The sequence below is a fragment of the Pseudomonas sp. W2Aug9 genome (assembly GCF_023127755.1).
GTDB classification, from domain to species: Bacteria; Pseudomonadota; Gammaproteobacteria; order Pseudomonadales; family Pseudomonadaceae; genus Aquipseudomonas; species Aquipseudomonas synxantha_A.
On the sequence record NZ_SPKL01000020.1, the window covers coordinates 146,070 to 158,008 of the forward strand.

General features: G+C 61.0%; 10 protein-coding genes. 5 read left to right on the forward strand and 5 right to left on the reverse strand.

Features of this window, described 5'->3' with window-relative positions:
- Window positions 1–15: 15 nt before the first annotated feature.
- Window positions 16–906: a LysR family transcriptional regulator gene (locus E3O56_RS14360; RefSeq protein WP_032878246.1), complete on the reverse strand. Its 891-nt coding sequence runs from the start codon at window positions 904–906 to the stop codon at window positions 16–18.
- A gap of 103 nt (window positions 907–1,009) precedes the next feature.
- Here E3O56_RS14360 and E3O56_RS14365 point away from each other — a divergent pair, with 103 nt between their 5' ends.
- The 4 genes from E3O56_RS14365 to E3O56_RS14380 are packed head-to-tail and all read left to right on the forward strand — an operon-like array spanning window position 1,010 to window position 4,386.
- On the forward strand, window positions 1,010–1,345 hold the full coding sequence (locus E3O56_RS14365; protein ID WP_005784167.1) for a multidrug efflux SMR transporter: 336 nt from the start codon (window positions 1,010–1,012) through the stop codon (window positions 1,343–1,345).
- Between the two features lie 55 nt (window positions 1,346–1,400).
- Window positions 1,401–2,576, forward strand: coding sequence for an FAD-dependent oxidoreductase (locus tag E3O56_RS14370; protein WP_223017951.1), 1,176 nt, complete (start codon window positions 1,401–1,403; stop codon window positions 2,574–2,576).
- Window positions 2,573–3,385, forward strand: coding sequence for an aldo/keto reductase (locus E3O56_RS14375; protein WP_248128451.1), 813 nt, complete (start codon window positions 2,573–2,575; stop codon window positions 3,383–3,385). The genes E3O56_RS14370 and E3O56_RS14375 overlap by 4 nt, the downstream gene beginning before the upstream one ends.
- Before the next feature lie 41 nt (window positions 3,386–3,426).
- Window positions 3,427–4,386 carry a hypothetical protein gene (locus E3O56_RS14380; protein ID WP_032878252.1) on the forward strand — a complete coding sequence of 320 codons (960 nt, stop codon included), beginning with the start codon at window positions 3,427–3,429 and terminating at the stop codon, window positions 4,384–4,386.
- Window positions 4,387–4,413: 27 nt separating this feature from the next.
- Here E3O56_RS14380 and hldE read toward each other — a convergent pair whose 3' ends face one another.
- Window positions 4,414–5,838 carry a bifunctional D-glycero-beta-D-manno-heptose-7-phosphate kinase/D-glycero-beta-D-manno-heptose 1-phosphate adenylyltransferase HldE gene (hldE, locus tag E3O56_RS14385; RefSeq protein WP_032878253.1) on the reverse strand — a complete coding sequence of 475 codons (1,425 nt, stop codon included), beginning with the start codon at window positions 5,836–5,838 and terminating at the stop codon, window positions 4,414–4,416.
- A 192-nt stretch (window positions 5,839–6,030) separates the two neighbouring features.
- Entirely contained in the window at window positions 6,031–7,836 is a 1,806-nt protein-coding gene (msbA, locus tag E3O56_RS14390) for a lipid A export permease/ATP-binding protein MsbA (protein ID WP_248128452.1), read from the reverse strand.
- A gap of 157 nt (window positions 7,837–7,993) precedes the next feature.
- Here msbA and E3O56_RS14395 point away from each other — a divergent pair, with 157 nt between their 5' ends.
- A complete protein-coding gene (locus E3O56_RS14395; RefSeq protein WP_148852940.1) occupies window positions 7,994–9,835 on the forward strand; it encodes a bifunctional O-antigen ligase/aminoglycoside phosphotransferase family protein in 1,842 nt (613 codons plus the stop codon).
- Between the two features lie 19 nt (window positions 9,836–9,854).
- Here E3O56_RS14395 and E3O56_RS14400 read toward each other — a convergent pair whose 3' ends face one another.
- Window positions 9,855–10,736 (reverse strand): glycosyltransferase, encoded by an 882-nt coding sequence (locus E3O56_RS14400; RefSeq protein WP_032878256.1) that lies wholly within the window; start codon window positions 10,734–10,736, stop codon window positions 9,855–9,857.
- Window positions 10,733–11,881, reverse strand: coding sequence for a glycosyltransferase family 4 protein (locus E3O56_RS14405; RefSeq protein ID WP_248128453.1), 1,149 nt, complete (start codon window positions 11,879–11,881; stop codon window positions 10,733–10,735). Before E3O56_RS14405 ends, E3O56_RS14400 begins: the two co-directional genes overlap by 4 nt.
- Window positions 11,882–11,939: the final 58 nt, after the last annotated feature.

The following is an 11,939-nucleotide window of genomic DNA, read 5'->3' on the forward strand; positions in this document are numbered from 1 at the left end:
AGTTTATCGGCTTTTTCAGTCGATCGCCTGCAAGCACTCGGCAAATCGTTTGGCCAGGAAGCGAGCGGCGGGCCCCAGATGCTCATCGCGCCTCCATACCAGTTCCACGACCAGCGCCGGCGGTGTCCATTCGCTGGCTAACTCGACCATCTGTTGTTGGTAGGTCGGGTATTGCACGATGTGCCGAGGCAGCCAGGCCCAGCCCAGGCCGCTCATCAGCCATTCGGCCAATACGTAGAAGCTGTCGGCGCGCCACACCAGAGGGCTGGCCGCTTCGCTGCCGGGATAGACGCTGGTCTGGGTCGACATCAGCAACTGCCGATGCTGGGCCAAATGCTGGCAAGTCACGTAAGTTTCCTTGGCCAGCGCATGATTCACCCCGCATACCGTGACCATTTCCACACTGCCCACTACCCGCCGCTCAAGGGCCTCCGGGATTTGGTCGTGATAGAACAACAACCCAAGGTCCGCCTGGCGCTCCACCAGCTTGCGCGCCACATCGCCCTGGGCGGCGCTGGACAGCTGCACTTCCAGGAGCGGGTATTGCACCGCCAGCGCCTCCAGGCTGTCGAGCACCGGCTGAAACAACATCGCCTCATCCTGGGCCAGCCGCAGGCAGGCTTCCTCGCCGCGGGTGAGGGACAGCGCCCGGCCGTTAAGCCGCTCGCATTGGCGCAGCACTTCACGTGCTTCTTCCAGCAACACGCTGCCGGCTTCGGTCAGGCGTGGCTGGCGGCCGCTACTACGCTCGAACAGGCTGACGCCCAGGTCCGCCTCCAGCAGGGCGATGCCATTGCTGACCGCCGATTGCGCCTTGCGTTGCCCGCGCGCTACGGCAGAGAACGAACGCTGCTCGGCAACGCTGACAAACAGGCGCATCTGTTCCAGATCCCACTGCACGCTCATGGCTGAACCTATCTTTAATTCGGATAGGTAATGACTTTACCGCATCTGTTGAACCTCTAGAATGCCGACCTTATCAAACCAGCTTCACCTTGAGGATTGCCCCATGAACGCCGCCTACTGCTACCTGGCCATTGCCATTTGCTCGGAAGTGATCGCCACCGTCTCCATGAAAGCGGTCAAAGGCTTGAGCACACCGATCCCGCTGCTGCTGATGATCGCGGGTTATGGCGTAGCGTTCTGGATGCTCACCCTGGTGGTGCGCACCGTGCCCGTGGGCGTGGCTTACGCGGTCTGGGCAGGGCTGGGGATTGTGATGGTCAGTGTCGCGGCGCTGTTCATCTACGGGCAGAAGCTGGATGTGCCGGCGATGCTGGGCATGGGCCTGATCGTGCTGGGCGTGGTGGTGATTCAGCTGTTCTCGAAAACCGCCGGGCACTGACCGTCACTCAACAGCCTGTATACTGCGCCTCTTGTCTTGAACACTGAGGTCGCCGATGCCATCCGTTATTTCCACCGACGTTCTGATTGTCGGCGCCGGGGTTGCCGGGCTCTGGCTCAATGCGCGCCTGCGCCGCCAGGGGTTTTCCACGGTACTGGTAGAAAGCGCCAGCCTGGGCGGCGGGCAAAGCGTGAAGTCCCAGGGGATCATTCACGGCGGTGCGAAATACGCCCTGCATGGCGCCCTCACCGGCGCCTCCGAAGCCATTGCCGACATGCCGCGGCGCTGGCGTGAAGCCCTTGCGGGTGACGGTGAGCTGGATCTGTCTGGTGTGCGCGTGTTGTCCCAAGCGCATTATTTGTGGTCCCCGGGCACCCTCGCCGGCAACCTCACCAGCTTTTTTGCCAGCAAGGCCGTGCGCGGCCGCGTTGATCAGGTCAAGGGCGAAGAGCTGCCTGCTGCCCTGCAAGACCGCCGCTTCAAGGGCAAGGTCTATCGTCTGGCGGAGTTGGTGGTGGACGTACCGAGCCTGATCGAACGCCTGGCGCAACTGGCGGGTGACGGCTTGCTCGCAGGCCAGCAAATCGAGCCGTTGCTGGACGGTAATACGCTGGTGGGCTTGAAGGTCGATGGCCGCGAGATCCGTGCCCAGCGCATCGTGCTGAGCGCCGGCGCCGGCACCGCTGACCTGCTCGCGGCCCTGGGCCTGAGCCAGCCGGCCATGCAAAAACGCCCGTTGCATATGATCATCGCCAAAGGCCCGAGCCTGAAGCCGCTGTATGCCCATTGCCTGGGCGGCGGTACCAAGCCACGCATCACCGTAACCACCCACCCGGCCGCCGATGGCAACTGGGTGTGGTACCTGGGCGGGGATATCGCCGAGGCCGATGGCGTGGCGCGTACGCCTGACGAACAAATTGCCACCGCCCAGAAAGAGCTGGCGCACCTGCTGCCCTGGATCGACATGAGCCAGACCCGGTGGGCGACCCTGCGGGTGGAGCGCGCCGAGCCGCTGCAATCGGGGCTGAGCCGGCCCGACAACGCCTTTCTGGCCGAAGACGGCCGCCTGCTGGTCGGTTGGCCGACCAAACTGGCCCTGGCACCGGACTTCGCCGACCGCGTCCTCCACGCTCTGGAGCGAGACGGCATTCGCCCCGGCGCCAGCACCCCACTGCCCGAACTGCCAAAACCGGCTATCGGCCAACCCGCCTGGGAGCAACTGTTGCCATGAGCCTGCCAACCCTGCACGACCTGCATCGCCCGTTGGGCAGCACCGGCCTGCTGGTGTCGCCATTGGGACTGGGCACCGTCAAGCTGGGCCGCGACCAGGGGGTCAAATACCCCAGCGGCTTTCAGATTCCCGGCGACGACGAGGCGCGAATGCTGCTGCGCCAGGCTCGCGAGCTGGGCATCAACCTGATCGACACCGCCCCCGCCTACGGCATGAGTGAGGAACGCCTGGGCCCGTTGCTGCGTGGCCAGCGCAACGAGTGGGTGATTGTCAGCAAGGTCGGCGAAGAGTTTGCCGATGGCGTGTCCCGTCACGACTTCAGCGCGGTCCATACGCGAATGTCGATCGAACGCAGCCTGAAACGCCTTGAAACGGATTTTATCGATTTGGTGCTGGTGCACTCCGACGGTAACGACTTGCACATCCTCAACGACTGCGAGGTTTACCAGACCCTGGCCCAACTGAAGAAGGACGGCAAGATCGGCGGTTTCGGCTTCTCCGGCAAAACCGTCGAAGGCGGCATAAAGGCCCTGGAACAGGGCGATTGCGCGATGGTCACCTACAACCTCAATGAACAGGCCGAGAAAGCCGTGATCGATTACGCGACCACCCATGGCAAGGGCATCCTGGTAAAAAAAGCCCTGGCCAGCGGTCACGTGTGCCTGGAGCCGGGAATGGATCCAATCCATGCCAGTTTCCAGCTGTTGTTTGCGCAAACGGGCGTCGCCAGTGCTATTGTCGGGACCATTAATCCGCTGCACCTGGCCCATAACGTGGCAACCGCTGCCCGAGTCATCCGTCAACTCTGATGCCGCCCACGCGGCCGACCCCGTCGCACAAAGGAGCCGACATGCCGCGTACGCTCATAAGAAAGAACCCCAGTAACTTCAAGACACTGCCGCTGCACGTAGAGGCCACCCCCGAAGGCCTGAGCTACCAGAGCGTCGGCATGCCGCTCAACTTTGCCCAGACCCTGCAACGGCGCAAGCCGGTGGAGGTGCCGGATGCCGAACGCTTCGCCCTGGAACTGGCGAACCTCGGCGTCTCGGTGCGCCTGACACTGCACTGGCAAAACAAGGATTACTGGGTGCTGGTGCGCCAGCGTCGTCAGGACCGCGGCGATGTGGTGCTCAAGCTGATCTCCGGCTACGTACCGGCCCATGAACTGAACCTGCCGCTGCACACCGCGATCCAGGAAATTGCCGAAGAGTGCCTGCTGGAGACGCCTGAAGGCTGGCTTGGCGGGCGCTTCAATGACACCTGGCTACCGGCGCCCTACTCCGCCGCCCTGCATTACCGCGAAGCCCTACCGTTTCGCCTGAGCCCCCTGTCCGGCGCCGCACGCCCGGTACGCTGCGCCACCACGCAACTGATCGAGCGCCCACGGGCCTATGTGCACCTGCCGACGGCATCGCTGCAATTGATTTATGACCTGCGCCTGGAAGTGCCAAAGGAAGCCAAGTCCCTCAGTTTGTTCCATGTGGATGAACGCCTGGAAGGTGACCAACTGGTGGCGCGCCTGGATCGTCAGCGTCCGGATCTGTACCTGATGCCATTGAAAGACGGCGAGCCGTTGGCCGAACTGTATACCGTCAAGAAAGATCAGCTGTACCCGGCCAGCACACGCGGTTTGTACCTGGCGGAAAGCTTTGCCCAGCAAGAGGGCTGGCTGGTGCGCGATGAGCGGATTCGCTGGAAGGATTGGCTGCGCCAGCAAGGCCTGGCAGAGCCGGAAAAGGACTCGAAACTCAAGCGCCTGACCGGCAAGGCGCGGCAGATGCTGCGCAAGATCGTGCCGAAGAAAAGCTAGGGGCGAGCAGGCTCGCCCCACGGGGTATCACTCGTTGTTGCGGATCTTCTCGACAATCGCGGTGGTGGAGCTGTTTTCAACCAACCCCAGCACTTTGACCGTGCCACCGTAGGCACTGACGATGTCCGCACCGACCACCTGGTCGACGGTGTAGTCACCGCCCTTGACCAGCACGTCCGGCTTGACCTGGGCCAGCAGGTTTTCCGGGGTGCCCTCGGAGAAGCTGATCACCCAGTCCACCGCACCCAGACCCGCCAATACCGCCATGCGCCGATCGACACTGTTGATCGGACGGCCAGGGCCCTTCAAGCGGCTGACCGAAGCATCATCGTTGACCGCGACGATCAAGCGATCGCCTTGGGCACTCGCCTGCTCCAGGTAGGTCACATGCCCGGCGTGCAGGATGTCAAAGCAACCGTTGGTGAACACAATGCTTTCGTTATGGGCACGTGCATCGTCAATCGCCAGCAGCAACTGCTCCAGGCCCAGCACGCCGCGCTCCGAGCCTTCGGAGCGCTGAATCGCACGGCGCAACTCCGGTGCGCTGATGGCCGCGGTACCCAGCTTGCCCACCACAATGCCCGCCGCCAGGTTGGCCAGGGCCACGGCGTGGGGCAGTTCCTCACCGGCCGCGATAGACGCCGCCAGGGTGGAAATCACGGTGTCACCGGCACCGGTAACGTCGAACACTTCACGGGCCCGCGCCGGCAGGTGCATGGCCGGATGGTCAGGTCGCAGCAGGGTCATACCGTGCTCGCCACGGGTCACCAGCAAGGCGCCCAGATCAAGCTCGGCCATCAGCGCCGCGCCCTTGCTCACCAGTTCGTGCTCATCGGCACAACCGCCGACGATGGTTTCGAACTCACTGAGGTTAGGCGTGAGCAGGCTGGCGCCTCGATACACCGAGAAATCCTTGCCCTTGGGATCGGCGAGTACCGGAATGTTGCGAGCCTTGGCGGCCTGGATCAGCACCTGGTGATTCTGCAAGGCGCCTTTGCCGTAGTCGGACAATACCAGCACCTTGATACCTTCGAGCAGCGCCTCGACCTGGTCGCCGAGGGCCAGGGCGTCGGTGGCGAAGGGCTCTTCAAAATCGATACGCAGCAATTGCTGGTGACGGCTCATGACCCGCAGCTTGACGATCGTCGGCTGATGGGCGATGCGCTGGAACAGTGCACGCACGCCGGCCCCCTGCAGGCTGTTGGCCAGGCTTTCGGCAGCTTCGTCGTCGCCGGTCACACCCACCAGGGAAGCCGGGGCACCGAGGGCGGCAATATTGAGAGCGACGTTGGCAGCGCCACCCGGGCGGTCTTCGATTTGCTCGACCTTGACGACCGGTACCGGAGCCTCAGGGGAAATCCGTGAGGTACCACCATGCCAGTAACGGTCGAGCATGACATCGCCGACCACCAAGACAGCGGCTTGATTGAATCGCGGCATGGACAACTTCATGGAGCAACCCACATACAAAATGAACAGGGGCGCGATATTAGCACAGGGTTTGCGGTCGCTTGCGCGCACTGCAGGCCAAATGTGGAAGGGGGCTTGCGCCCGATGGCGGTGTATCAGCTTGCACAAATGCCGGCTGATCCACCGCTATCGGAGGCAAGCCCCCTCCCACATTAGCTCTGTGTCGCTGTTGGATCAGGTGATGTCAGCCGACACCGGCGCATCCAGCCCCATGGCATGCAGGCGAGCGTAATAGCCGTTCTGCGCCAGCAACTCGCCGTGGGTGCCGCGCTCGACAATCCGCCCGTCATCCATCACCAGAATCAGGTCGGCTTTCTCGATAGTCGACAATCGGTGCGCGATCACCAAGGTCGTACGGCCTTGCATGACTTTGTCCAGTGCCGCCTGGATATGCCGCTCGGACTCGGTATCAAGGGCCGAAGTGGCCTCGTCGAGAATCAGCAGCGGCGCGTTCTTGAGCAAGGCGCGCGCAATCGCCAGGCGCTGACGCTGGCCGCCGGACAACAGCACGCCGTTCTCACCGACCTGGGTATCGAAGCCTTTGGGCAACTGGTCGATGAAGTCCTTGGCATTGGCATCCGCCGCCGCCGCTTCAACGTCGGCACGAGGTGCGCCGGCCAGGTCGCCGTAGGCGATGTTGTTGGTTACGGTGTCGCTGAACAGGGTCACGTGCTGGGTGACCTGAGCAATATGCTTGCGCAGGTTGAGCAGCTTGTAGTCTTCGATCTCTACGCCATCGAGCAGGATCTCACCGCTTTCATGGTGGTAGAAACGCGGGATCAGGCTGGCCAGGGTAGACTTGCCGCTGCCTGAACGGCCCACCAGAGCGATCATCTGCCCAGGCTCGGCGGTGAAGCTGATGTCCTTGAGCACATGGCGTTCGGTGCCTGGGTAGGTGAAGTTCAGATTGCGCACTTCCAGACGGCCATTGACCTTATCGCGCTCGATGGTGCCGTGGTCGACCTCAACGTCTTCGTCCAACTGTTCAAAGATGCTCTCGGCGCCCGCAACACCTTTCTGGATGGTCGAACTGACCTCCGAGAGTTGACGGATCGGCTTGGGCAACAAGCCAGCCAGGGTGATGTAGGCCACCATGTCACCCGCCGAGGCATCGCCACGCAGATACAGGACCAGGAACATCAGCACGGCCATGGCGGAGTAGATCACCAACTGCAGCGCCGGGGTGTAGATCGCCCCGGTGCGAGTCATGCGCAGTTGCTTGTTGGTGTTGCTCTGGCTGGCCTTGAAAAAGCGCTTCTCTTCGTAGACTTCGCCACCAAAGCTGCGCACTACGCGGTAGCCCTGGATGGTTTCCGAGGCCACGTGGGTCACGTCGCCCATGGCCACCTGGATCTTCTTGCTCTGCTTGCGGAATTTCTTGCTGGCGGTGCTGACCATTACCGCAATCAACGGCAGGATCGCGATCATGACCAGCGTCAGGCGCCAGTTCATGTACAGCAGGGAGGCGAACAGGAAGATCACCGTCATGCCTTCGCGAATTACCACCTTGATGGCATCGGTTGCCGCACCCGTGACCATGGTCACGTTGAAGGTGATGCGGGAAATCAGGTGCCCGGAGTTGTGGTTATCGAAGTAACGGTTGGGCAGCGTCAACAAGTTGTTGAACAACTGCACCCGCAGGTCATGGACCAGCCCCAGGGAGACCTTGGCCAACAGATAGTTGCCCAGGAACGAACCCAGGCCCTGCCAGGCCGCGATCAGGATGATCAGCAGCGGCACCGCCTGCAGCAGTTGCAGATCGCGCAGGAAGGGTACGGTGGGGAACAACACGGCTTCCGGATTGGAAAGGCCGTCTACAAAGTACTTGAGGATGTAACCCAGCATCGGTTGGGTCGACGCGAAAATCAGAAATCCAAGGATACTCAACGCGAACAAGCCCATGTAGGGCTTAACGTAACTGAGCAGGCGGAAGTATATTTTCAAGCTCGAAGGGCTTGCGCTCGGACTGGAGTCGGTCATATCACGCGGCGTTTTGAAAAAGGAGGCTGACTTTAGCACAGCTTCTCTGTTGTACTTGCACCCGGTATACCCGCGGCCCGGTTGGATCCGACCGGCGACATTACTTAGCCACTAGCTTAAGATGGTCGGCTTTCTCTTTCTGGAATGGCTTTACTGTATGCACTCCAAGCGCCTTATTTATGGCTCAAATCGCGTTTTCGACTTCCTGGTCCTATGGATTTTGCCTGTTGGCTTGTTGCTGCTCCTGAGTGCGCTGTTCTTTGTCGGCAATCGCAATGTGCTGCACAGAATCGTCTATATCCTGTTCAGCGTACCGACCTTGTTCCTGTTGTGCATGCGCCCCCGGGAACTCAAGGACCTGTTACGAGAACCTCTGGTCATCGCGTTTGTAGCATTCTCCGCCTGGGCCCTGACCAGCCTGCTCTGGAGTCCCGAACCCAGCTCCGATACCGACCTGTTCAAGCGGCCGTTGAACACCTTCATGCTGTTTGGTGGCTGCGGGCTGTTGCTGCATTACCGCAATGAACTGTTCAAGCCGATGTTCTTCAGCGCCGCTGTCATTGCGCTGGTAGTCAGCCTGGGCAACCTGGTGGCGTTCGCCAAGGGTTATTCGCCCGGTATGCGCATGATCGGCGGCCTTGGCGCGCTTGATAACCCGCTGCTGAGTTCGCACCTTTTTGGTTTTTTCACCGTGTACTGGCTGTACGTCTGCATGACCACCCAGCGCATGAAGGTGTTGTGGTTCAGCGTACCGGCCCTGGCGATCATGACCGCCGCGGTTTTAGCAACCGGTTCACGCACTGCATTAGTAGCGTTGACGTTGGCCGTCCTATGGTTGAGCTTTGTCAGCCGTAACCGCCGCGCAGCGATGCTTTTCGCCGGCTTGGTCCTGGGTGCAGCCGGACTCTTGTTGTTTTTCCCCGAAATGATCACTGGACGCGGCAGCTCGTTCCGCCTCGAACTGTGGACCATGACATTGCAGCTCATCGCCGAACACCCCTGGATTGGGCATAGCTACGATTCCGAGCTATACCTGACCGTGTCCGATGGCTACCAACTGCGCGAACCCCACAGCTTTGCCCTCGGCGTGCTTTATTACGTCGGCATCATCGGCTTTATCCCTTGGGCCTTCATGCTCGGTTGGGCTCTATACAAAGGCCTGAAGGAACGCGCCCAGCCGTTGTTCATCCTGGCTTCGTCACTGCTGGCTTACGGCATCGGCGCGGGCCTGACCGAAGGCGGCGGCATATTGTCGCGCCCCAAAGAACACTGGTTCCTGCTGTGGATTCCGTTGGCAATTATCACAGGTCTGAGCCTCGCCCAGCGCCACCGCAGCCTGCTGCGCATGCCGGTACAGAACATCAAGGCCCCGGCTTTCGAGCAGCTGTGCAGCAACGCCCATGTCATTGAAGCCGATGGCTTGGGGCCAAAAGTCCTGCGCCTGGCAGACGGCAGCTTCCTCAAGCTGTTCCGCCCACGCCGCTGGTACACTTCCGGCAGCTTCAACCCTTATTCCGAGCGCTTTGCCAGCAACAGCGAGCAACTGCGTACCCTGGGCATTCCAACGCCACAGATCCTCGGACTCTATCGCCTGAGCGATGCCAGCAGCGCGGTTGCCTACACCCCCCTGCCCGGCCTGACTTTGCGCCAGGCGTTGCAAAGCCTGGACAGCAGCCTGCGCGAATCACTGGTGGAGCGTTTTGGCCGGTTCATGGCGCAGTTGCACGAGCGAGGGGTGTACTTTCGCTCGTTGCACCTGGGCAATGTGTTGTTGATGGACGATGGCGAGTTCGGCCTGATCGACATCGCTGACCTGCGCATCTACCCCTCTTCACTGCGTTATGCGCTGCGCCAACGTAACCTGCGTCACATGCAGCGCTACCCACAAGACCGCAACTGGCTGTTCGAAACGCATTTCGAACAACTGGTCAAAGGGTATGCCTCGGTGGCAAGCCCGGCCGCCACTGCGAAAATCCGCGAGCAGGTACAGGGCCTGTAGCAGGAGGGATGGCGCCGTTTCAGTTCCTGAGCGGCGCCAGATACAACCTCACCAACCCACGCAAGGTCTTGCGCCCCCAGAACTTCAACGGGATCTGCTTGAGAATCTCGCGCGCCAACGGGCGGTCGCGGTCGGCGGTCTTGAGGAACATTGAGTTCAGGAAGTTGTAGCGCACCTGATCATAGGCCGGGTGATCGCTGAACAATGCGTAAGTCTTGAGAATGTTCTGGATCATGTAACGGTGGTTCTTGTACGTGTTGGTAGCGTGCTGGCGATATTTGGCCATCACCACACCCAAAGCGTCGATGGTATAGCCCGCCGCCGTGATCTTCAGCTGGATCAACAAGTCCTCCAGGGGAATCTGCGGGTCGAACCCGCCGACCTCCTCCAGTACGTCGCGACGAATCAGCATGGTCGGCGCCGGCGGAAAGGGCTTGCGGTCCAGGAATATGTCGTCGAAGTCGAGGCTGCGAAACGGCACGTCGCGACGTTGCTTCTTCTCCGGGTGCAGGTTGCCGTCACCGTCGATCAGCTCGATATTGCCGGCGCACATGCCCACCTTCGGCTTGCCCTCCATGTACGCAACCTGAGTCGCGAGACGGTCTGGCAACATGATGTCATCCGAACCGAACGGCGCGATCAGGCTACCCTTGGCACGAGCGATCGCACCGTTCAAGGTGGCGCTGAGGCCTTGGTTCTGCTGCACCTGGAAATCAAATCCGTGCTCGGCCTGCAAGCGCTGGATGCGTTCGACGCTGTCATCCTTGGAACCGTCATCCACCACCAACAGTTCGATATTGGGGTAGGTCTGCCCCAGCACGCTGAGGATGCTCTGTTCGATGTACTGGCCATGGTTATAGGAGGCGATGATCACCGAGACCAGGGGCTGTTGCTGATTCATGCTCTACCTACTTCACGCAAACCGATTTCAATCAGGGTCAGGTACTTGTGCTTGAACTCGTCAAGGGTGTGGTTGGCCTCCAGATAGCGGAACACCTCTTCACCCTTTTCGCGCAGCTGTTCATCGCTCAGTGCCAGATAAGTATCCAGAGCTGCAGCCAACTGCTCGACGTTGCCCGGGTCATGGGACAGCCCACCCGCACCCTGCACCAGGGGCAGCATTGCCGGACCGTTGGAGGCAATCACCGGCAGATGGCCGCTCATGCCTTCCAGCAGCGCCAGGCCCAAGCCCTCGAACAGTGACGGCATGGTCCAGATGTCGAAGCCGCGCACGTACTTCATGCCGTCTTCGCGAAAGCCCAGCAAGTGCGCACGACCGTTCAGGCCCAGGCGTTCGATATCGGCACGCAAATCGGCTTCGGCGCGCCCGGAACCGATGATGCCCACCTGCGCCTCAGGGTATTTATCCTTGAGCGTGGCGAAGGCCTGCAGCAGATGAGTATGGCCCTTGATCGGCACCAGGCGGCCCAGAGCGCCGATCATCCGTGCTTCCATTGGCAGGCCCAGGGCCTTGCGTGCGTCCTCACGGGACAGTTGCAAGGCTTCTGCCTGGGGAATGTCGATGGCGTTGGTGACGTAGCTGGTGTTTTCACGGGTGAACCCACAGTTGAGGTCCACCAGGTAGTCCTTCACCGCTTCCGACACGCCGACAAAACGCCAGGCCGGGCTGACCCAGCGCTGGGTCTGACGCCGACGGTAACCACGGGCATATTCGCCAAAACCGTGGGAGATACCGATGCACAGAGGGATTTTCAACCAGCGATTGAGCGACAGCATCATGTTCACCGATTTGAAGCGGTTACAGATGACCACATCGAACTTCTGCTCGCGGCAATACTTGTAGATCTGCCACATGGCGCCAAAACGAATGCCCTTGAGAGACTTCTCCGGCAACTCGAAATAGTGGGAGTGCTCAGCCACGCTCAGGGGCTGGCCGGGCAGCGGACGACCGCTTAGAAATCCGGAGGTCACCTCGAAACGTTCAGGCGGCAGGGATTTGACGATTTGCTCACCCAGGTCGGCGAAGTCATGGGTCTTGACGTTGTAGTCCGGCTGTAACTGCAAAACCTTGAAACGCGGCTTCATAACTCTCCATGCAGCGATCTGGCTACGGGCGCACGGCCCGGTAAAATGGGCGGCAGAC

Excerpts from the sequence above, each read along its gene's own strand:
- E3O56_RS14360 (WP_032878246.1), bottom strand. The coding sequence starts at position 906 with ATGAGCGTGCAGTGGGATCTGGAACAGATGCGCCTGTTTGTCAGCGTT.
- E3O56_RS14365 (WP_005784167.1), top strand. The coding sequence starts at position 1,010 with ATGAACGCCGCCTACTGCTACCTGGCCATTGCCATTTGCTCGGAAGTG.
- E3O56_RS14370 (WP_223017951.1), top strand. The coding sequence starts at position 1,401 with ATGCCATCCGTTATTTCCACCGACGTTCTGATTGTCGGCGCCGGGGTT.
- E3O56_RS14375 (WP_248128451.1), top strand. The coding sequence starts at position 2,573 with ATGAGCCTGCCAACCCTGCACGACCTGCATCGCCCGTTGGGCAGCACC.
- E3O56_RS14380 (WP_032878252.1), top strand. The coding sequence starts at position 3,427 with ATGCCGCGTACGCTCATAAGAAAGAACCCCAGTAACTTCAAGACACTG.
- hldE (WP_032878253.1), bottom strand. The coding sequence starts at position 5,838 with ATGAAGTTGTCCATGCCGCGATTCAATCAAGCCGCTGTCTTGGTGGTC.
- msbA (WP_248128452.1), bottom strand. The coding sequence starts at position 7,836 with ATGACCGACTCCAGTCCGAGCGCAAGCCCTTCGAGCTTGAAAATATAC.
- E3O56_RS14395 (WP_148852940.1), top strand. The coding sequence starts at position 7,994 with ATGCACTCCAAGCGCCTTATTTATGGCTCAAATCGCGTTTTCGACTTC.
- E3O56_RS14400 (WP_032878256.1), bottom strand. The coding sequence starts at position 10,736 with ATGAATCAGCAACAGCCCCTGGTCTCGGTGATCATCGCCTCCTATAAC.
- E3O56_RS14405 (WP_248128453.1), bottom strand. The coding sequence starts at position 11,881 with ATGAAGCCGCGTTTCAAGGTTTTGCAGTTACAGCCGGACTACAACGTC.